This window comes from Clostridium sp. YIM B02506 (assembly GCF_022324845.1).
GTDB classification, from domain to species: Bacteria; Bacillota; Clostridia; order Clostridiales; family Clostridiaceae; genus Clostridium_T; species Clostridium_T intestinale.
In genome coordinates, this window is record NZ_JAKGTG010000006.1 from 70,156 (window position 1) to 91,765 (window position 21,610).

24 protein-coding genes, 1 riboswitch and 1 other annotated feature are annotated in these 21,610 nt (G+C 30.7%); of the genes, 6 read left to right on the forward strand and 18 right to left on the reverse strand.

The window, feature by feature from the left end; translation table 11 throughout:
* The first annotated feature begins 66 nt into the window (after nt 1-66).
* Complete coding sequence (locus L1S49_RS06900; protein WP_238903244.1) at nt 67-276, forward strand: hypothetical protein; 210 nt, start codon at nt 67-69, stop codon at nt 274-276.
* 31 nt (nt 277-307) lie between these two features.
* A riboswitch (TPP riboswitch) is annotated at nt 308-407 on the forward strand.
* A 74-nt stretch (nt 408-481) separates the two neighbouring features.
* Nucleotides 482-1,189, forward strand: coding sequence for an energy-coupled thiamine transporter ThiT (gene thiT / locus L1S49_RS06905; protein WP_238903245.1), 708 nt, complete (start codon nt 482-484; stop codon nt 1,187-1,189).
* Nucleotides 1,190-1,224: 35 nt separating this feature from the next.
* Here thiT and L1S49_RS06910 read toward each other — a convergent pair whose 3' ends face one another.
* From L1S49_RS06910 to L1S49_RS06955, 10 genes are all read right to left on the reverse strand, one after another.
* The gene (locus tag L1S49_RS06910; protein WP_073020505.1) at nt 1,225-1,413 is read right to left on the reverse strand and encodes a ferredoxin; all 189 of its coding nucleotides are present in this window, start codon (nt 1,411-1,413) and stop codon (nt 1,225-1,227) included.
* 69 nt (nt 1,414-1,482) lie between these two features.
* Nucleotides 1,483-2,334, reverse strand: coding sequence for an Mrp/NBP35 family ATP-binding protein (locus L1S49_RS06915; protein WP_181601672.1), 852 nt, complete (start codon nt 2,332-2,334; stop codon nt 1,483-1,485).
* A 26-nt stretch (nt 2,335-2,360) separates the two neighbouring features.
* Nucleotides 2,361-3,188 (reverse strand): hypothetical protein, encoded by an 828-nt coding sequence (locus L1S49_RS06920; RefSeq protein WP_238903246.1) that lies wholly within the window; start codon nt 3,186-3,188, stop codon nt 2,361-2,363.
* A gap of 131 nt (nt 3,189-3,319) precedes the next feature.
* Complete coding sequence (locus tag L1S49_RS06925; protein ID WP_238903247.1) at nt 3,320-3,880, reverse strand: hypothetical protein; 561 nt, start codon at nt 3,878-3,880, stop codon at nt 3,320-3,322.
* Between the two features lie 120 nt (nt 3,881-4,000).
* Nucleotides 4,001-5,467: a hypothetical protein gene (locus tag L1S49_RS06930; RefSeq protein ID WP_238903248.1), complete on the reverse strand. Its 1,467-nt coding sequence runs from the start codon at nt 5,465-5,467 to the stop codon at nt 4,001-4,003.
* Nucleotides 5,468-5,590: 123 nt separating this feature from the next.
* Nucleotides 5,591-6,430 (reverse strand): 16S rRNA (adenine(1518)-N(6)/adenine(1519)-N(6))-dimethyltransferase RsmA, encoded by an 840-nt coding sequence (rsmA, locus tag L1S49_RS06935; RefSeq protein ID WP_238903249.1) that lies wholly within the window; start codon nt 6,428-6,430, stop codon nt 5,591-5,593.
* Between the two features lie 4 nt (nt 6,431-6,434).
* On the reverse strand, nt 6,435-6,989 hold the full coding sequence (gene rnmV, locus L1S49_RS06940) for a ribonuclease M5 (RefSeq protein ID WP_021804367.1): 555 nt from the start codon (nt 6,987-6,989) through the stop codon (nt 6,435-6,437).
* 101 nt (nt 6,990-7,090) lie between these two features.
* On the reverse strand, nt 7,091-8,116 hold the full coding sequence (locus L1S49_RS06945; RefSeq protein WP_073020517.1) for a ubiquitin-like domain-containing protein: 1,026 nt from the start codon (nt 8,114-8,116) through the stop codon (nt 7,091-7,093).
* Between the two features lie 249 nt (nt 8,117-8,365).
* Entirely contained in the window at nt 8,366-9,148 is a 783-nt protein-coding gene (locus L1S49_RS06950; RefSeq protein WP_238903250.1) for a TatD family hydrolase, read from the reverse strand.
* A gap of 63 nt (nt 9,149-9,211) precedes the next feature.
* Complete coding sequence (locus L1S49_RS06955; RefSeq protein ID WP_238903251.1) at nt 9,212-10,714, reverse strand: DUF445 domain-containing protein; 1,503 nt, start codon at nt 10,712-10,714, stop codon at nt 9,212-9,214.
* A 109-nt stretch (nt 10,715-10,823) separates the two neighbouring features.
* Between L1S49_RS06955 and L1S49_RS06960 the strand changes: the two genes are divergently transcribed.
* Nucleotides 10,824-11,504, forward strand: coding sequence for a Crp/Fnr family transcriptional regulator (locus tag L1S49_RS06960; protein WP_238903252.1), 681 nt, complete (start codon nt 10,824-10,826; stop codon nt 11,502-11,504).
* 187 nt (nt 11,505-11,691) lie between these two features.
* Here the strand turns inward: L1S49_RS06960 and metG (L1S49_RS06965) are convergent, their stop codons facing one another.
* The 8 genes from metG (L1S49_RS06965) to L1S49_RS07000 form a co-directional block, all read right to left on the reverse strand.
* Nucleotides 11,692-13,320 carry a methionine--tRNA ligase gene (metG, locus tag L1S49_RS06965; protein ID WP_238903253.1) on the reverse strand — a complete coding sequence of 543 codons (1,629 nt, stop codon included), beginning with the start codon at nt 13,318-13,320 and terminating at the stop codon, nt 11,692-11,694.
* A gap of 193 nt (nt 13,321-13,513) precedes the next feature.
* A complete protein-coding gene (gene metG, locus L1S49_RS06970) occupies nt 13,514-15,454 on the reverse strand; it encodes a methionine--tRNA ligase (RefSeq protein WP_238903254.1) in 1,941 nt (646 codons plus the stop codon).
* Nucleotides 15,455-15,529: 75 nt separating this feature from the next.
* Nucleotides 15,530-15,765, reverse strand: a binding site (T-box leader).
* 94 nt (nt 15,766-15,859) lie between these two features.
* Entirely contained in the window at nt 15,860-16,642 is a 783-nt protein-coding gene (locus L1S49_RS06975) for a hypothetical protein (RefSeq protein ID WP_238903255.1), read from the reverse strand.
* Nucleotides 16,643-16,648: 6 nt separating this feature from the next.
* Nucleotides 16,649-17,605 (reverse strand): MCP four helix bundle domain-containing protein, encoded by a 957-nt coding sequence (locus L1S49_RS06980; RefSeq protein WP_238903256.1) that lies wholly within the window; start codon nt 17,603-17,605, stop codon nt 16,649-16,651.
* A gap of 351 nt (nt 17,606-17,956) precedes the next feature.
* Nucleotides 17,957-18,625: a hypothetical protein gene (locus tag L1S49_RS06985; RefSeq protein WP_238903257.1), complete on the reverse strand. Its 669-nt coding sequence runs from the start codon at nt 18,623-18,625 to the stop codon at nt 17,957-17,959.
* Nucleotides 18,618-19,172 (reverse strand): sigma-70 family RNA polymerase sigma factor, encoded by a 555-nt coding sequence (locus L1S49_RS06990; RefSeq protein WP_238903258.1) that lies wholly within the window; start codon nt 19,170-19,172, stop codon nt 18,618-18,620. Before L1S49_RS06990 ends, L1S49_RS06985 begins: the two co-directional genes overlap by 8 nt.
* A gap of 201 nt (nt 19,173-19,373) precedes the next feature.
* Nucleotides 19,374-19,556: a hypothetical protein gene (locus L1S49_RS06995; RefSeq protein WP_238903259.1), complete on the reverse strand. Its 183-nt coding sequence runs from the start codon at nt 19,554-19,556 to the stop codon at nt 19,374-19,376.
* A gap of 34 nt (nt 19,557-19,590) precedes the next feature.
* Nucleotides 19,591-20,016, reverse strand: a complete 426-nt coding sequence (locus tag L1S49_RS07000; RefSeq protein ID WP_238903260.1) for a hypothetical protein — start codon at nt 20,014-20,016, stop codon at nt 19,591-19,593.
* A gap of 549 nt (nt 20,017-20,565) precedes the next feature.
* On the opposite strand from L1S49_RS07000, the gene L1S49_RS07005 reads away from it, so the two are divergent.
* The 3 genes from L1S49_RS07005 to L1S49_RS07015 all read left to right on the forward strand — a co-directional run bounded on the left by L1S49_RS07005 (nt 20,566) and on the right by L1S49_RS07015 (nt 21,569).
* Nucleotides 20,566-20,793, forward strand: a complete 228-nt coding sequence (locus tag L1S49_RS07005) for a DUF1659 domain-containing protein (RefSeq protein WP_238903261.1) — start codon at nt 20,566-20,568, stop codon at nt 20,791-20,793.
* A gap of 33 nt (nt 20,794-20,826) precedes the next feature.
* On the forward strand, nt 20,827-21,048 hold the full coding sequence (locus tag L1S49_RS07010; RefSeq protein WP_238903262.1) for a DUF2922 domain-containing protein: 222 nt from the start codon (nt 20,827-20,829) through the stop codon (nt 21,046-21,048).
* A gap of 125 nt (nt 21,049-21,173) precedes the next feature.
* The gene (locus L1S49_RS07015; protein WP_238903263.1) at nt 21,174-21,569 is read left to right on the forward strand and encodes an Rpn family recombination-promoting nuclease/putative transposase; all 396 of its coding nucleotides are present in this window, start codon (nt 21,174-21,176) and stop codon (nt 21,567-21,569) included.
* The last annotated feature ends 41 nt before the right edge of the window (nt 21,570-21,610 follow it).

Consider the following 21,610-nt stretch of genomic DNA (forward strand, 5'->3'; position numbering starts at 1 on the left):
TGTATATAAAAGTCTCCTAAGATAAAGAATATTAAATGTATATTCTTATTTTAGGAGGCTTTTATTATGAAATGTAAAATTATTGATATGAGTTCCAATGATGCTGCAATTTTACTTGAAGATGGCACAAGCGTTAATGTATCAATTTCTCATCTTCCTTACGGAAGCAGAGTTGGTTCTGAAGTTAACCTAGATCCATCAACCATTTACGGCATAGAGGAAAGTACTGTATCTCAAAATAAAATAAGTAATGATAAGTTAGTTGATTTTTTCTAATTTCTAGTATATTATAAGCATATAATAAAATAACATGTGCTAGGGGTGCCTTAATGGCTGAGAGATGTCCTGCATTAACCCTTTTACCTGATCTGGTTAATACCAGCGTAGGGAAGCGATAGTATCTAAAGTATAATATGCCGCAACCTTATTTGGTTGCGGTTTTTTGCTTCTTCGCTTTAAGCACAAAAAGAAGGAGGTTTTTATGAATTATTTATCTGATGCTTTAACTTATGTTAAAGATGTATTTACAGAATTTTTTCAAAGCTTGGCAGAAATTTTTATTAATCTACCAGCAAATACTAGCGAGATAGTTAAACATCCGCTATCTTTAGTTGCACTTATAGGGTGTGTAATTATTTTGATAGTACTTATGAAGGCTAAAAAAATCGAAATAACTACACAATTGATAACAAGGATTGGAATAGCCTTGGCTCTTGCAACTGTACTTAAGGTATTTAGGCTTTATCACTTCCCTCAAGGAGGTAGCGTAACCTTAGGAAGTATGGTTCCAATATTAATAATAGCCTTTATGTATGGTCCTTTAGTAGGATTTTTGACTGGTTTCTTATATGGAATAATAACCTTGTTTATGGATCCATATATCCTACATCCTGTACAAGTCCTATTTGACTATCCACTTCCATTTTTAGCCCTAGGACTAGCTGGATTCTTTAAGCAAAATAAGCTACTCGGAACCTCTGTCGCCATATTTGGCAGGTTTATATGTCACTTTATATCTGGCGTTGCTTTCTTTGGAAGCTTTGCTCCAGAGGGAATGTCTCCAATAGTCTATTCACTTTTTGTAAATGGACTACTAGTAGGGGTAGAAGGTATTATATGTTTAGTTATAATAAAATTTTTACCTATAGACAGAATAGTAAAAGCAACTAACAAAAACTACCTAGCTTAGAATAGCAAAAAAGCAACCTTACGGTTGCTTTTTTATTATTCTATGCTAATTGCATTAACTGGACAACTTTCTTCAGCTTCTTTTGCGCTATCTTCCGCACCTTCTGGAACTGGATCTGAGATAACTCCTGCCTTTCCATCATCCTCCATATCAAAAACTTCTGGACAAATTGATGGACATAATCCACAACCTATACAAGTATCCTTATCTACTATAGCATTCATATTTTTCCCTCCTGTGATATTACTAACAAAATTAGTATGTCATCATAAAGGAAATATTATTCAATAATTTTAATATAATCCTTGGAATGCTGATGTATAAAGTGGATCTTCCTTAACGTACTCTTCAGCTGTACCATTCTCTAATGCCTCTGTTAAATCTAAATTAATAGGAAGCTCAGCTAAAAGTGGTAAACCTAAATATTCTGCATGTTCTTCAGCAGATTTTTTGCTAAATATTTTTATTTTATGATCACAACTATCACAATTAATATAAGACATATTCTCTACTACTCCCCTTATACTAATTCCCATCTTTTGTGCCATAATAACTACCTTCTTAACTATCATAGAAACCATATCCTGAGGCGTAGATACGATTATAAGTTCTTTTAATGGGAAACTTTGCATTACAGTTAATGCTATATCCCCTGTTCCTGGAGGCATATCTATAAGTAGATAATCTAAATCTCCCCACTCTGTATCAGTATACATTTGGTTTAATACTCCCGTTATAACAGGCCCCCTCCAAATAACTGGTTGATCTTCTACTGGGGTAAGTAAATTCATAGATATAACCTTTATACCTAACTTACTCTCTACAGGCTTAAACTTAAAGTTTGAATTATTATCTAACGGAATCATCTCTGCTCTTTTATCATTTATACCAAAAAATCTTGGCATAGATGGTCCTGTTATATCTCCATCTAAAACACCAACCTTATATCCTCTATTGGCTAACTGAGTTGCTATAAGTCCTGTAACTGTAGATTTACCTACTCCACCTTTACCACTTATCACTCCAATAATATTCTTTACTTCTCCATATTTAGGTAATACTTTCATACTCACTGTATTTGTTCCACATCCTTTGTCTTTTGTATTGCAACTATCCTTGCTTGCACAACTTGAACAACTTGACATAAAAAAACTCCTCCTTAGTCTATATACTACCAATCTTTCGGTTTTGTAGTGCTTGTTTGAATGCTCCATGCTTTAAGGTCATAATCTCCCCAAACATAATAAATCTCATAGCTATGGTCATTCTTATTTTCAATAGTTATGTTAGTTTTGAATTTTTTTGATGTATACCCTTGATTTCTAACGGTTATTATCACATCAAAATCCTGTTTATTCCCATTTATTATTTTAACATTATTAGTTATCTTAGCCATATCGCTATTAAAGGACTCTATATCCCTAGATAATATGTATTTAGTACACTCTACATCTCCCAATATATCTATACCTATTTTTTTGTTGCCATCATTTAAATAACTCTTCTTCTCTTCAAGAACTTTCAATATGCTTCCATAATATATGGTGCTAAAATCTCTTGGTTTTCTTACAAAAGATAGATTTTGAATTATGTCATTATCGATTCTACTAGAAACATAATATACTTTATTCTCATCATAAAAATTCCCTTTAGATTTTTCGTCTACCCCTACTACATAGTTAAACTTTTTTACCTCTTCACCTACATATATTTCAAAAATGTAATCTGATTCAAGGTCCACCTTTTCACTCATCGCTTTTGCAGAAGAAAGTAGATTATATACATCCTTAATAGTTTTATCATCTGTTACTACGAATCTAAAACCCTTATCCCTAGTACTTTGTATTACTATTTTATCAACCTCATCATTTTTTATATACTCGAAGTCCTCATTTTTAAGCCCTAATTTAAGTTTCCCTTTATCTACTATAGAACACCCCGTAAATAGGGTTAATATTGCTAACATTAACAAACTAAACTTCGTGATAGACTTTCCCATACCTAAACTTTCTCCCTCTTAACTTATTTAATTATGTTAATCGTAACAATAAACATAATTCTAAATAAGGAGAAGCTAAGCTTCCCCTTATCATAAATAAATTATAATACTTAATACTTTTTATATCAAATTTATTTCACTGAATCCACCAAAACCTTAAAAATATCTTGATAATTAGTTTTGTAATACTTGCCATCTACCATAAAGCTAAGCTTAACTAATTTTTCACCTTTTATCTTTAGATAATATACATCATAAAATGCCTCTCTTTTATTTTCACCCGTAACTATAAAAGAAGCCTTATAACCCTTATAGTTTTTACTTTGATAACTATCTAAACTATAGTTCCCGATCTCCCCTTCTATATATTCCTTATCTTTTTCTATAAGAGCTTTTTCATCCCCCTTATAGTTTATTAACTGCACATATCCTGTAATACCTAAAGAACTGTCAGAAAAACTCTTATAATATGTTATATAATTCCCTGGTAAGCTTCTATCACTGTTTTCCCATTGACTAGGTAACTTAAAAGAAATTTCCTTATCCTTGTCTGTATACTCTGTGAAATCTGTTATATTATTATTCATTAATGAAATCGACTGAAATCTTTCATTGAATATCCTTTGTCCTACAAACAATAGCCCCATTAAACATATAAGTACTATAGTAACGCCTAACTGCTTTCTATTCATAAAAACCTCCTAGATAATCCTTAATAATTTATTTATACTCTCTTTAACATAAATCTATGATTAAAGATTTATAAATAAATTATGATCCTAGAAATAAATACATACTTCTAGGATCGTATCTTATCTTTCTGCTGGTATTACAATAACAGAGTTTCTGAAATCATAGAACATTAACCAATAACCCATTCCATCTCCTAGGGTTTCATCTTCCATCCATGTTACAAAACCTGTCTTTCCTCCATATGGTTGATCTCCCTTATCCTTTTTACCTGGAATTCCATATACTATATATTTCATCTTTCCTTTATCATTACATTTATAGCCTATACAATAATGTTTATGTTTTTTAAAGTAAGGATAATAATTTATCATTGGATAGTATATTACTGTATACTTATTATAATCAGCTATATTACACATCTCATCTAGATTATCTACAGGTACTTTATACCATTTACAATGTTTTATATCCTTCTTTTTGTTTTTGTGTCTATCAAGTTCAAAGTCTTCAGCCAAAGATTCAAAAAATTCTCCAACAGATCCTCTAATCTTGAAGTCTTCTTCACTATAATCATCTACTATCTTGTTCTCATATTCGTCAAACTCACTTCTTACCTCAATAGTATCCTCTTCAACTATCGGCGGCTTAGCCCCTCCAATATTTCTTCCTATTGTGGTATAAGAACTATCATATAAAGGTTTATTATCAATTTCTACATTTCGTGGTGAAGTAGTGTTATACATATTCCCACCTTGAGTTCCTGGTGTACTATATATTGGCTGATTTTGCATATTTCCTGTGCCATTCATCATACCACCTTGGTTTCCCATAGTACCTACTTGCCCAGTTGTCATTCCTCCTTGGCCTCCCATGGTGCTTCCTGGAACATTCATTGTAGTTCCTGCTCCCATGGTAGGAACTGCATCTTCATATAAAGGCGCCTCTCCCATACCATCATATGGAGTTTCATAAATACCATTTCCGACTTCAGGTGTTGTTCCATTTATAAATCCATTTTCTTCTGTCATTGCTCCTGGTGATTGCATTGCAGTTGGTGATTGCATTGCTCCTGGTGTTTGTGTAGGAGCTTGTGCAGCTGTTGGTGATGTAATTTGTGAATATAGGGTTGAACCTGTAAACTTACCTAAATCAACACTATTAACCACAGGGTACTGTTTCCAATCATCCTTTGGCATTTCATTACTCATAAAGCCACTTATTAAAAATTCTAACTTATCCCCAACTTTTTTTACTATAGCTGCCCCTGATATTTTGTCATAACCTAGTCCCATACCTCCAATGTTATTAACGCTAAATTCCTTATAACCATCTACCTTTCCTATATCAGTTATGTTCACTTCTCCTAAATTCATAAGCTGTCTCATGTCTTTTTTTGCACTCACTATCATCATGAAGTGTTTATGTTCATCTTTTTTAAGATTCTGTGCGTAAAAAGATATTTTACATTTATCGTCTTTAGCCTCAACCTTTGCATAGCCTGATAGAGGTTTATCTTGAGCTGTTGAGTGTCCCCTTTCATCCTCTTGTAATATTATAAAGTTTCTATATAATTTTCCATGCGCCAACTCTACGGTCCCTCCACTTATATTTATTCGTTACATTATATGATTAAATAGTTAAAATATGTTCAAAAGAATTTCCTTTAGACGAAATAAAAAAGTGGCCTAAGCCACTTTTTTTTGAAATAATTATCTATTAAGTTTTTCATACAGAGAATTTGCCAAAGAACCAAACTCTTCTATGCTTAAGGTTTCTCCTCTTCTCTTTTGATCTATACCCGCATCTTTAAAGACACCTTCCATACTTTCCTTATCTAATCCAAAAGATTTTAAAGCATTCCATAAGGTTTTTCTTCTCATATTAAAAGAATTTCTAACTATATCAAAAAATAGTTTTTCGTCTTTTAGTTCTACTCTAGGTTGCTCTAATCTATCTAGTCTTATAACTATAGAATCAACCTTAGGTCTAGGCATAAAACTTGAAGGTGCTACTTTTCTTATAATTTTGGTTGTGCAGAAATATTGAACTAAAACAGATATTGAACCATACTCCTTGCAGTTTGGCTCAGAGTTCATCCTTTCTGCAACTTCTTTTTGAATCATTATAGTAAGAGACTTAAATTTATAACCTTCATTTAAAAGCTTAGCTATAATAGGTGTAGTAACATAATAAGGTAAGTTTGCTACTAGTTTAACGCTTTTCTCACCAGCCATTATTTCATCAAAATTTACTTTTAGCGCATCATTATGTATTAGAGAAAACTTCTCTTCATCTCCTAATTCCTCAGTAAGTATAGGTATTAAATTTGAATCTAATTCTATAGCTACTACTCTCTTTGCCTTCTTAATGAGCTCTCTAGTTAACGTCCCTACCCCTGGACCTATTTCTATTACTAAGTCCTCCTCAGATACCTCTGCACCTTCCACTATATCTTCAAGTACGCTATCATCTATTAAAAAGTTCTGACCTAAACTTTTAGAAAACCTAAAATTATATTTTTTTACTAACTCCTGTGTTTTTACATCCATAATATTATTCTTCACTCTCCATGATTTTCTCTACATTTTTTACAGCATGTATAAATTCTTCTCTAGATATTCCATAATTATTCAACCTTGATATTAATTGATTTGTGTTACCATACCCTACTCCTAATTCTTTTCCTAAAAGATGTCTTCTCTCTTTAGACTTTATATCTGCTGTAAGTTTAAAAAAGAGCATATCTTCTACATTAAAAAAGTCCCTTCTCTCTGTAACTGTTGCCTTAGCCCTGTTTAATGCTCTTAATATAGACTCTGGTGTAGCATTTTCAACCCCTATGTCCCCGTCTTTTGTACCTTCATCTCGTCCTATATAAGCATGTTTTATCCCTGGAACTCTTTTAGCTATTATATTTCTTATACGCTCTCCAGCAAAATCAGGATCAGTTAATACTATAACCCCTTGTCTTTTCTGAGCCTCTTTAATTCTTTTTATTACTTTATTATTAATTCCAAAACCGCCAACAGGTATTACCTCTGAATCAACTGCTTTCTTAACAGCAGTAACATCATCTCTACCCTCAACTACAATAACTTCCTTTATCACAAACTTTTCTTCCTTTCACATTATACTCATATATGTAATCTAAATAATACTCTTCCCTAAACGATAAAAAGATGACTCATTATCTGAGTCACCTTCTTATTTTACCACTGTCCTGGATAGGCTACAACATAAAGATTAACTGTTCTTACTCCCCATTGATAACACTCTCTTGTGGAATTCATAAAAATATCTATTTTGTTATTCTTTATTGCACCGCCTGTATCCTCTGCAACTGCGTAACCATAGCCTTCAACATAGACCTTTGTTCCTAAAGGAATGACCCTTGGGTCAACAGCTATAGTACTCAATCCAGATGGATTTCTCTTAGGCACTGTTCCTGTTGCAGTTATACCATCACCAGCATAAGCACTCGCTTTAACAGAAAGAGCTTGTTTATAGTAAAGTTTGGAATCTCCACCTCTGGAGAGAGCAACGTAGCTAAGAGTTCCCTGATGAACCACTTTACTAGTAGGTTCCTTAGTTATCTTTTCACCAACAACTTTTCTCTCAACTTCTACGCCATCTTCATATATCACCTTTACTGTAACTTCTTTTTCTCCTTGAGTACCCTCCTGAACAACTTTTGACATCCCCTTATCCATACTATCATCATTTTTAACAACAGTTTGATAATCTAATGCCTGAGTTTCAACAATATCTTTTGTTTCCACTCTTGTTACTTTAAGTTTTAAATCTTCTGTTATTAGGGTATCTGCTGAAATGCTTAACTTGTCATCCTCATTAAGAGTGATGTTTTCAGCTTCTAGCATATCCTCTATGTTGCTCTCTGCAGTTTGTATCTCTAGGGTCTCACCATCTACATAGACCTCAATAGGCACAGCTCTTTTAATTGAAATGATATCATCATCATTAATTCTATCTTCTAATTGAGGGGATACCTTATCCTTTTCACCTAGAGTTATGTCGTTACTTTGCAACGCCCCTTTAACAGTCCCTTTGTATGTCACTATTCTTTGTTCTTCATTATCTATTCGAACAATCACTGTCGTTCTCATGTTGTAAATTGTAAGTATTAGCACTGATGTTACTATTGAACACAACACGATTTTTGCCTTAGGACCATTAGAAAAAACTCTTTTAAAATGCTGTTTGAATTTTTCTACCATTTTATTCCCTCCTTTGGCAAGAGTGTCTTTTGCATTATAAACAAAATATTAAAGCTTGTCAAATTGACATCTCCTGCATTTTTTGTAACTGTTACGAAATGCTCACTTGGCATAAGTTATAATTATATTGAATGATAGCTTTAATCCATTAACAGTCACTACTGGGAATATGTTTTCTGACTCTTATCCTAATTCTTAACTATCCTTTGTTGTAAACCACCAAAATAAACTTGCAAGAATTATTTTACCTTATTTTACCATATTAAACAACCTTATTATATTATCATTAATCTTCTTATTTGCCTCAAAAGGGTCGATTTCCTTGATTTCTGCTAATTTTTCTATTATATACTCTATATAGTCTGATTTGTTTCGTTTTCCTCTATAAGGTGTTGGTGCCATATATGGACAATCCGTTTCTACTAACATTCTATCTAAAGGTACATCTTTTGCTACTTCAAGAATCTTTTTAGCATTTTTGAAGGTTACTACTCCAGTAAAACCTATGTAATATCCTAATTTTAAACATTCTCTTGCAAATTCCACACTACCAGAAAAACAATGTACTACCCCTGTAACCTTTGGAAATTCTTTTAGTATATCTAAAGTATCTCCATGTGCATCTCTGTCATGAATTACTACAGGTAAATTCAGTTCTTCAGCTAACTTCATCTGTTGTCTGAACACCTTTTTTTGAACCTCTCTAGGCGGATTTTCTTCCCAATAATAATCCAGTCCTATTTCGCCTATGGCCTTAACTTTAGGATTTTTGCTTTTCTCTCTTATGAAGTCTATTACCTCATCAGTTAGCTCATTAGCGTTAGATGGATGGATTCCTAAAGCCGCATAAAAAAACTCATATTTATTGGCTAATTCATAGGAGCCAACTAACCCCTCATAAGAAGAACCACAATTCAAAACTCCCGTTACTCCATTTTCTTGTATCTGTTTTATTACTGCATCTCTATCCTCATTAAAAGACTCATCATCATAATGAGCATGAGAATCTATTATGTTATATTTGTTACCCAATACTTCCACCTCTTATCTATAAATTATTGCATATTTTTTACATTTTATTCACATAATGTAATATTATTTAAACAAGGTTGATAATACAGGGGCTAGAATCCCCATAATTCCACCGAGTAAAGCGCCCAGCCAAGTAATAGCTTTAAGTTCTTTATTGGCAATTTCTATAATCAATTCCTCTGCATATTCAACAGGGAAAGACATTATTTGCTTCTCAACTATTTTAGCTATATTTAGCTTCTCTATAAAATCTCCTCCACTGCTTTTTAAAAGATTTCCTGCTAACTCTTGAAGTTTGTTAAATATGGCATCTAAGCTCTCATTATTACCCTCTGGCATTACTTCTTTTAATCTTTTATTTTCTACAGAAACCACCAATTCATCTATAATTTCTTGTACTTTTTCCTTTAAGGATTCACTATTTACTAAAGCCTTAATTGCGCCTTTAACTTCTATGGATATTTTAGATTCATAATCTGGATTAAAGAAGGTTAATAACTCATCTATAGTAGTGAATTTTTCTAACTTTCCATTTGTAAAGTTTATTATTTTATTAGTAAACTCTTCTCCATTTAATAAATCTACTATTTTTTTCTGTAAATCTTTTATTATTTCATCTTTAGCGTGCTGAGGTATTCCTTGAACCATAGAACTTATTTCTTTGTTGCCAAAGTTTTTTATCATATTTCCAATCATCATAGCTATTTCTTGTTTATTTTCTTCTTTATTTAAATAATCATCTACTATAGTAGTAAATTTTGCATAAAGAGACTCAGTACTCATAAACATAGAAACTAAAGGATTCATATTACTAATAACATTTTTCTCTATTATATCTTTTATTTTATTAGCAGCTTCTTCCTGTCTTAATAAACGTCTTAAATAAAAAGAAATTTCATTTCTTTCATTATATGTATACACTTCTATCCCTTGAAAAAATCCTTTTGGTATTACGTCATTTAATGTTTTACCTTCTTGTCCTAAACTATCTATACCATAGTTTAATACAGTACCTATATCATTTTTCAAAGCTTCAGACTTCAAAGTTTTATCTAATATATCTTTTATAGGAAGTTTATTAAAAACATCTACAGGACTTTTTTTGAGCATATCTTTTAATACTAGTTGTATTTCTTTAGTTACTTTATCAATCATATCTTCGCTTGAAATTTTGTCAATTAAATATGTAGATGATTTTTCTTTTATAGAATATGTAAAAGTCTCATATTTTCCTTCTAATAATTCTTGTCCTAATGTTTTTATATTTTTATTAGATTCTCTTGCAGTCTTAACTTTTTTTATAAATATATCATGTAAATAGCTTTTCATCTCTTGAGATTCCATAGCTTCCATCATATTTTCTCCAGTTACCAGATGACGACCAACAGTATCTCCAACACTTTTTGCTATTCTATCTCTTTCCTTTGGTATAAGTCCTGGTGTAAAGGGTAATTTAAACCTGCCAATTCTTTTTTCCGTATATGGTCTAAAAAGCATCTTTATAGCTAACCAGTTGGTTATATATCCGATTACTGCTCCTATTACTATACTTATTACTAAATTCATTTTATCTCCTCCTGATAATATATGTAGTCTATACTAAATCTCATTATAAATTTACCATATTGCTTTTTCAATAAATATTAAGGATAATAATTTAAAGGCGGTGTTTTTTATGAATAATTCTCATGCTCTTGAAGGAATTAGAATGTGTAAGTTATTTAAATCTTTTTCTGATGATGAAGCCTCTGAATTGTTTAATGCTAAAAATAATTCAACTAAAACATATTCAGCTGGAGATATTTTATTTATGCAGGATGAATCTTGTGATTATCTTAGTGTGGTGTTAGACGGTGTTATAGAAATCCAAAAGCTTGATGCTGATGGCAATATATTAATAGTTGCCAGTTTAGAGAAGGGAAATGTTTTTGGAGAAAATCTTCTTTTTGGAGATAGACACTTTTATCCCATGTCAGTTGTTTGTAAAAATTCATCCACAGTTTTACATATACATAAATCTTATGTGGAGACCTTGCTTCAAAAAAATCATGAGTTTCTTGTAATTTTTTTAAGAATCTTATCCAATAAAGCAATGGCTTTAAGTTCCAAACTTAAGCAAGTAAGTATGAAGTCCTTAAGGCAGATGATATGTAATTATATTTTATCATTATATAAAAAAGATAAGTCCTTAGAGATAAACCTAAATATGTCTAAAAAAGATTGGGCTGATAAATTAGGGGTTCAACGTCCATCCTTGTCTCGTGAGCTTATTAATATGAAGAAAGATGGATTAATTGATTATGACAGATCTAAAATAATTATTTTAGATTTAGAAGAAATAAAAGATAATGCTTAATTAATTTCTTTTTAATAATGTTTATAATTTGTTTCGTATTTTGTCATAGAACTGACATATTGGTTCTATATACTTAATCTTGTAAAGTTGTTAAAGCATTATTATTTACCCCTAAAAACCATCATGTAAAAGGCCCTTGTTGTTATCTCGTCCCCCTTTGACTAAGATAAACAAGGGTCTTTTCTTTTTATATTTTTTCTTCTTTAAGTTTTATAACCTCTTCCACAGCCTTTTTCTTATCAATTCTTTCAAAAAGTATTTCTAAGTCTCCTATTTTAGGATTTTTAATCTCAATAAAACTCCAAGTTCTCTCCTCAATTCCTAAAAAACCCTTTATCTTATCACAAGAGTATGGAATAAAAGGTTCAAGTAGATTAGATAAATTAGCTATTATTTGAACACAGGTGTATAAAGTTTCTATACACTTATTTTTATCTTTCTCTACAGTAATCCACGGTTTTTCATCATCAAAAAACTTATTTACTTTTTTGATGAATATAAATATATCCTCTAAGGCATCCTTAAACTCTCCTGCCTCGATTTTATCTCCAACCTCTACATATAAATCAAAAAAATCTTTTTTCCATCTAGGATTTAATCCACAATTAGGTAGACTTCCATCAAAGTATTTGTGGATAAATACTAAAGACCTGTTGACAAAATTCCCAAAACTTCCGAGAAGATCATTATTAGTTGAATTTATAAATCCCCTCCATGAAAAATCAGAATCTTTTTTCTCTGGCCCATTTATAGTTAAATAATATCTTATAGCATCGGGGTTATAATTTTCTATCATATAAGGCATCCATACTGCCCAATTTTTAGTAGTTGAAAACTTTTTACCTTCAAGGTTCATGTATTCTGAAGAAATCATTCTTAAGTTAGGATTTTTAATGCCTATTCCACTTAATAAGGCAGGGAATATTACAGTGTGGAAAGGAATATTATCTTTTCCATGGATAAAGTATACTCTCGAATCTTCATCTTCCCAGTATTCTCTCCAATCCTCTCCTCTTTCTTCACATACCTTTATACTAGCTGTAATATAGGACATAACAGCCTCTATCCAAACATATATCCTCTTATCCTCATATCCCTCTAAAGGAACATCAACTCCCCAAGAAATATTTCTAGTTACTGCCCTATCTCTAAGACCTTCATCTAAATATCTCTTAGTTAACTTTATAGCATTATCTCTCCAACCATCTTGCTTTATCCATATCCTTCTTACATCATTTTCAAACTTTGATAAAGAGAAAAATAAGTGCTTAATCTCCTTAACTTCTGGTTCCTTGCCACAGTTTTTACACTTCTTATCTATAAGGTCCTCTGGATCTAATATTTCTGCACACTCTTCACATTGATCTCCCCTAGCTGCTCCATGACAATGTGGACATGTACCTTCAATAAGCTTATCTATTAAAAATTCCCCACATTCCTCACAATAATATTGAGTAACTAATTTCTCATAGATAAATTTATTATTATAAAGTTCTAAAATAAACTTCTTAACAGTTTCATGATGATGTTCTGAGCTAGTCTTTCCAAATAAATCATAGGAAAAACCTAACTTCTCAAAACATTCCTTAAATTCTTTATGATACTTTTCAGATATTACCTCTGGAGTTGTTCCCTCTTCCTTTGCCTTAATTAATATAGGAGTACCGTTACAGTCACTTCCAGATACAAAAATAACTTCATCACCCATTAGTCTATGGTATCTTGCCAAAATATCACCTGGCATTAAAGAAGATAATCTCCCAACATGTAATGATCCATTTGCATAAGGCCATGCATTACCTATTACTACTTTCATATTGCCCCTCGCTTTCTAGTAACTTTTAGGAGTTAATAATTAATAGTTAAAAGTGAATAGTAAATGAAGAAATTCAGCTGTGCTGAATTTCTACAACAACTCTTAACTATTCTCTCTTAACTTTTAACCCTCATGTAAAAAGAAGGTCATCACAAATTAATTTGCAACAACCTTCCCCTTTAATTTTTAAAGGTTATCTAACTTCACTTCCAGTTGGCAGTTCACCTGGATTTACTAAAAATAATTGAGCATCATCATCACTTGAAGCAGCTAAAAGCATACCTTGTGATAATTCTCCTCTTAATTTAACAGGTTTTAAATTAGCAACAAGTACTACATACTTTCCAACTAAATCTTCTGGTTTATAATACTTAGCTATTCCTGACACTACCTGTCTTTCCTCACCATTTAAATCTACTTTAAGTTTTAATAACTTCTTAGCCCCTTTTATAGCTTCCGCACTTAATACCTTAACTACTCTTAAATCTACTTTTTCAAAGTCTTCTATAGTTATTTCCTCTTTAATAGGTTTCATAGTTTCTTTAACTTCTTCTACAACTGGTTGTGGTTTTAAAGCTTCAAGCTCTTTAAGCTTAGCTTCAACATCTATTCTTGGGAATAAGTTATTTCCCTTAACTACCTTAGCTCCAGCAGCTGTTCCATCAAAGGCTGATAAAGAGTTCCAAGTAGTTACTTCTGTATTAATCTGCTCATTTATCTTGTTAGCTGTATCAGGTAAAAATGGTGATATAAGTACAGCTATAAATCTTAAACTTTCAGATAAGTTATATAATACAGTACCTAATCTATCCTTTTTGCTTTCATCTTTAGCTAATATCCATGGAGTTGTTTCATCTATATATTTATTAGCTCTACCTACAAGTTCCCAAACTTCTTCTAAAGCTTCTGGAATCTTAAGATTATCTATAGCTCTCTCAACTTTTATAGGAGTTTCTAACGCTAATTTAATAAGCTCATCATCAACATCTTCTTTATCAAGAGGTGCTGGAATCATTCCTCCAAAATATTTTTCAATCATAGCTACAGTTCTAGATAAAAGATTACCTAAATCATTACAAAGGTCTGAATTTATCTTCTTTATAAATATTTCATTATTAAATAATCCATCAGCGCCAAAAGGAATCTCTCTTAATAAGTAGTATCTTACAGCATCAACCCCAAATTCGTTAACTAAAACTACTGGATCTACTACATTTCCTTTAGATTTAGACATCTTACCGCCATCAACTAAAAGCCATCCATGACCAAATACCTGTTTAGGTAATGGAACATCTAAAGCCATAAGCATAATTGGCCAATAAATAGTGTGGAATCTTAATATATCCTTACCTATTAAATGAACATCTGCTGGCCAGTACTTTTTGTAAAGCTCTGTATTATCTTCACTTCCATAACCTAAAGCTGTAATATAGTTAGATAAAGCATCAATCCAAACATAAACTACATGTTTTTCGTCAAAAGTAACTGGAATTCCCCAGTTAAAGCTTGTTCTTGATACACATAAATCTTGAAGCCCTGGTTTTAAGAAATTATTTAACATTTCATTTTTTCTTGATTCAGGTTGAATGAAATGTGGATTATCCTCTATGTGTTTTATTAATCTATCTGCATATTTACTCATTTTAAAGAAATATGCTTCTTCCTTAGCCTTTTCAACTGGTCTTCCGCAGTCTGGACAATTTCCATTAACTAATTGAGTTTCAGTCCAGAAAGACTCACAAGGTGTACAATACCAACCTTCATAAGAATCCTTATATATGTCTCCTTGATCGTAAAGTTTTTTAAATATATCCTGTACAGCCTTTATGTGATAATCATCAGTAGTTCTTATAAATTTATCATAACTGATATTCATAAGCTCCCAAAGATCCTTTATTCCAGCCACTATTTCATCTACAAATTCCTTTGGAGTTACACCCTTCTCCTCTGCCTTAAGCTGAATCTTTTGTCCATGTTCATCTGTACCAGTTAAGAACATAACATCATAATCAGTTAATCTCTTAAATCTTGCTAATGCATCTGCTGCTACTGTTGTATAAGTATTACCTATATGTAAATTAGCAGATGGATAATATATTGGTGTAGTGATATAATATGGTTTTTTCTCGCACATAAAAATCTTCCTCCTAAAAAATTAAAAACATAAAAATTTATAAATAAAAAAAGCCTCTACATAGGGTATCCCCTATATAGAGACGTATTATACGTGTTACCACTCTATTTTATGCCATTGTTACCAAATAGCACCTCATTAAGTACTTAATATACTTTGCAATATAACGGTTGCCACCGTATCCTCCTAACCCTAAGGCTCAGAAAACCCGCTCCAAGACCATCTTCATAATACTTTCAGCTACTGGCTTTCACCTACCCCAGTTCTCTATAAACCTTCCATATTATTACTCTTCTTTTCCTCGCATTTAATTATAATATTATTCTAAAATCAATTTTCTGTCAATATTTATTAATAGTTTACTAGATTTAATCATTTTCTTTCAAAATCTTTTCAATAAATCTATTATCCAAAAAATAATTTTAAAAAGCTTGAGCAATAACTCCCATTTAAATTATTTCTATTATATTTACCTCCTAATATTTTATGCTCCTCTAAATATTTATCTATAAGCTCCTGGGAAATTTTTTCTGACTTAGTTTCATTATATAAAAATCTCTCTTTTAATATTGCTACATATAAACCACTCTCTTCATAAAAATCACTCATCTTCACTAAATCAGTATGAAAATCATAAGAGGTCATTATTTTAATGTTATTATTACTTAAATATCTCTTTTTATATCTCAATAAATTATCTTTAACTTGCTCATAATAACAATCCTCTTCATCCAAAGCAACATAAACCTCAACATTTGTAGTTATAACAGCATCTACTACACTATCTGTTAGTAAAACACCATTACCCATAATATTAAATTCAATATTACTACCTTTAGGATTAAATCTATTTATTATCTTAATGATATCTTCAATATGATTTAATGCATCTTCACCACAAAAAGTAATTACTTGCTTTTGAAACCTATTTTTATATTTATCTAAAATTTTATTTAGTCTATAGAATATTTCATCGCTATTTATATTGTAACCTTCATTAATACTATTAAATATTATATGTATTGTGTCTCTACTGCTTATGATATTAATATCCCTATCATCTGTTTCTAAAAAACAGACTTCGTCTTCATTTTTCATAATTAAACTTATAAAATCATCAATATATTCATAAATTAAATAACTACCTTTATCAGCCTCTGTTTTTAATACTTCAAAACTTAAATTCATTTTTACCTAAATAGTAAATTTTTGTGATAGTTCATTTAAATTTTGAGATATTTCAGCTTGTCTTTGAGAAGCTTTGGCTGCATCTACTATCGCTTCTGTCACTTCATTAACAGCAGACAATTCCTCACTTCCAGAACTAATTTCCTCAGAGCCATTCATTATTTCAGAAATTAGTAACTTAGTACTATCCTTTGCTTTATTTAAAGATTCACCCATTTCTCCTATTTCATCTCGTGAACTTACAATTATCTCATTGGTTAAATCTCCATTTTCCAAAGCCTTAGCAAAATTAACCACCTTGGTTAATCTCTTTGCAATAGATAAGGATATACTTATACCGATTATTATAGCTGCTATAAAACCAATTACAGTTACACCTATACTCATATTCGTAGCATATGTAAATTGATCCATATTTTTATCATTAGCTTCTTTAGCCTCTTCAACGTTGTGGTTTACAAGTTCATCTAGATTACTATATGTTCTCTCTCTTATAGCCGCTAACTCTCCCATTGATTTAGTTGTAGCTTCCTTATTTTCTTCTTTATTATATTTTATAACTGTCTTTAGACCATCATAATATGTACTAGTATCTTTTTGGAGATTACTAAAAAAATCTCTTTCATCTTGATTATCTAAAAAACTTTTTTCATATTCACCTAAAATTTCATTACTTTCATCTATTAACTTAATAATTTTATTTTCCAGTTCCACATCAGTTTCTACTTTATCATCTTGATATACTAATATTATAGTATTAGCTCTTAAATCAGCTATCTTTTCTCTTAAATCTTCAATCATTTCAACGGATTTAAGATTTTTATTATACATAGCTAAAGCATTATCATTTATCCCTCTCATACTATTGATTCCTATAAATCCTACAATAATTATGAACATAGCCACAGTGATAAATAATGCTACTATTTTAGGTGCCATTTTTAGATTGTTAAAAAATTTCATAAAATTACCCCTTTCAAGTATGATTTTTAAAATATCCTACAAAATGAATATATTGTTTTATTTTATATATTTAACTCTCGCAATACCCATGCCAAAACACTAATAATGGCTATATTGGCTTTTTTCTCCAGTATATTTGCTTAGTGTTTAACAAATATATTAAGTGTTTAAATATATTAAACGCTCACTATAATTGTTAGAAATATTTAAAAGAAAAAAACAGAGCACGCCCAAAACTTATCGTACTCTGCTTTTTAAAAATATTATCTAATCTATCCTTTAAAATGCTCTTCTATTTTAAGGTCTAACTCACCATTTTCCTTAATGTCTAATATCTCTATACCTATATTATCAAGGAATTTTATTTAGTGCTTCCTTTATAGCACCAAAAGCAACTGAAAACATTAATATAAATAAAATAATAAATAACACCCATCCAACTATGCCCATTTTAGCTCTCTTAAAATCCTGAAAATTCGAATTGCTCTCTTCCTTTAAATACCTTATTATTTCTAAAAATAGCTTAGTATTATATTCCCCTACAGGCCTTAACATAAATTCACTGCCATCATTGAATTTTAAACCTATAGTGCCATACTCCTCCCAAGCATCAAGGAACCCTTTTAAACTTCCTATATCCTTAATATATTCACCCTCCATTAGTTTATAAAAATTACTTAAATTATATATAAACACTCTCTTATCGGTAACAAATACCCCTAAATATACTATAGCTGGAGTCCCTAAGCCACCTGCATATCTAATATGAACATCCTTTTCTAAATAACCTTGTAATACTATAATTTTATATTTTATTTCTTCATCACTAGAAAGCTGTGCTTTTACCTTCTTCTCTAACTCTAGTAATGTAACCTTTCTTAAAATTACATCATTTTTTATTTTATACAATTCTACAGAAACTCTATTTTTCTCCTTCATTGCCTCATGTTCTAAATCTTTTAACTCCTCTTCACTATAATCAATTGAATTTAGTGCCTTTAAAATCTCCCTACTATCCATTTATATCACCTGCTATCTTTTTCATTTTCTTTCTGGCTCTAGATATCCGTGTATAAATATAGTCTTTAGAATATCCTAATTCTTGAGCTATTTCGTCTATAGAAAATCCTTTTAAATATCGTTTCAAGAATATTTCTCTATCCTTATCATCTAAAGTGTTTAAAAGATGCTCTATTAATTCATTATTTTCTATATTCTCTAAAGACAAATCATTTTCAATATGAGTGATTTCATCTTTATATTCAAAAGTCTTATTATGGTTTGATATCTTTCTCTTAATATCTATTGCTTTATATTTAGTTATAGAAACAATCCAAGATTTTAGGCTACCTCTCTCATTATCAAAACAATCCATGTTAAACCATAGAGATATAAAAACATCATCATAACACTCATCTATATATCTTTTCTCATGTGACTCAGTAAGTATACTATTAGCAATATAATAAACTAACTTTCCATATAAGCTTATAAGTTCATCTAGTCTCTCTTTATCCCCTTTTAAAATTCCCTCTATAATTTCCTTTTCATTTATCTCATTTACCATATCTCCTCCATAATAATTTCAAAATTGAAGCTCCTATCTATAGTTCGTTCTAATCCCTCAATAACTGTCATTAACTATGCATATTTTTTATCTCTAATATTTTAATTCTATAAAAAAATTAAATTTCCTTATAAATAAAGCTATGCACTAATAAAAATATATAGTGCATAGCTTCTAAATATATAAACCCGCTTAAACAACTTATTCTAAACACTCCTCTTTCTCCTTCATGTGTTCATAATAATGTCTTATAGCCTCATCTACTAATTTACTAATTCTTACATTAACATTTGGGTGATTTACTTTTAGTTCGTTTAGCATCTTTACAGTTGATGCCTTTATTATATAGGTTTTTCTAACTTTCTCTTCATTATTATCAATCAATTTATATATACCCCCTTTTAAATCATCAATATCATTATATTTCTCCCACTTGGGATAGTTCATTTTCCGTAACATTTTTATAATAATATCTAACCGCCCTATCTAAAATAACATTTACCCTAACATTTATATTAGGATGTTCAAGCTTAAGCTTCACTAACATTTTTGCAGTTGATTCTCTCATAGTAAACGTCTTTTGAATCGTAAAAGCTTCTCTCTTTTTCTTTTCCAAACTATTGTTAGGAATTTTCTCCTCTTCTGTAGTCCTAACCTTCTCGTCATTAGAAATTTCTATATTTTTATCATTCAAAAGATTCTCGATATCAAACTTTTTTACTATAACCTCGTCAGTTACTTCTCCTTCAGTAAATAATCCAGCCTTAGGATATTCCTTCTTTTCATCCTTTATTACTTCCTCATATTCATTGTTTTTTTCCTTACTAACCATATTTCTCTTCATAGTAACCCCCTAAATATCTACTAATTATTTTATTACTCCCCAATCCCTTATGTGCATAGATAATTACCTAATTATCTGTTTATCTAATTACCTAATTATATGCGTATCTAATTACTTAATTACTTAATTATCTAATTACCTGTTTATCTAATTATTCAATTATCTAATTATCTACTTAGATAATTATTTACTTAGATAATTAAGTATGCACTTCTGCACTGTAGGAGATTCCGCAGGAATGCTCCATCAATTCCTTATCACTTCTGCACTGTAGGAGCGTACCTCAGCTCCATCAAATTCCTTCTTACTTTTAATCTGTACACTTTTATACTGTAGGAGCGTCCCTCAGCTCCATTAGATTCATTTCATTCTTCCCAAGCTCCATCAATCCCTCTTAACTTCTAAACTTAATCTACTTATTCCCACAATCTGCCTTTATCTAACATATTTCATCACTTTATTTTAAATTATATGTATTTTGCACACAGTTTCTTTGTTATTTTCATATGTTATATATGTAACAAATTATTTTGAAAGGAGAATACAGAAATGTCCATTAACAAAAAGCTTAAAACAAAATCTTTAATAATAGAGATTCAATCTGGTACAGATGGAAATGGAAAACCTACCTTTAGAAAAAAGACCTTATCCAATGTTAAGCTCGATGCAAAAGATGAATCTATATTTGCAGTTGCAGAAGCTCTTTCTAAGGTACTAGCTCCAGATACCAAAGACTATATGCTAGATGAGCTTTCTATATTATCCAAGGAGGATTAGTATGAATAAATTTGTTATAAAGGTGGTGAAAACATGGACTACTCGTTAAGTTTAACTTTCGTAACAGAAAGTGGAGATAAGGCAAATATAACTATTGCTGATGTTAGAAGTGATTTAACTAATGAAGAAGTATATGAATTAGTTTCAGTTATTTTACAAGAGAATATTTTCTTGAGTAAAAATGGATCATTTGTATCATTCTACTCAGCTAGTTTAACAGAGAAAAACAAAAAAACCTTCGATATCAAAATTTGACAAAATATTAGGGCTCAGCATTTTTTGCTGAACCCTTTTGTAATATACTAAATCCATTATCCTTAATTATATAAGTGCAATATTAGACAGAATTGGGTATAATATTAATGAAGGGAAGTTATAAAATGAGTGATAAAAAAGATTATACCGCAGATCATAAGAATAATATTGATACTAATCTACATAAATGGCTGACTTTTTTAACTAATCCAAAAGATAATACCTTAACAGAAGATCCTGTAATATCCAAAGCTATTAAAGTATTGGACTCTTTAAGTAATGACCCAGAAACGGTTAGATTAGCAGAACTTAGAATGAAAAAAATACTTGATGAAAGATCAATGCTTGAAGGCGCTCGAGAAGAAGCTAGAAAAGAAGGACTTAAAGAAGGCAAAATTGAAGGAATTAGGGAAGCTAAATTGGAAACAGCTAAAAATCTCTTAACCATCGGATTACCATTAGATCAAATAGTTTCTGTTACTGGTCTTTCAAAAGAAGAAATAAACGACTTAAATAGTTAATTATTAAAAGGGGCACTATGTGCCCCTCAACTATTCTGTTA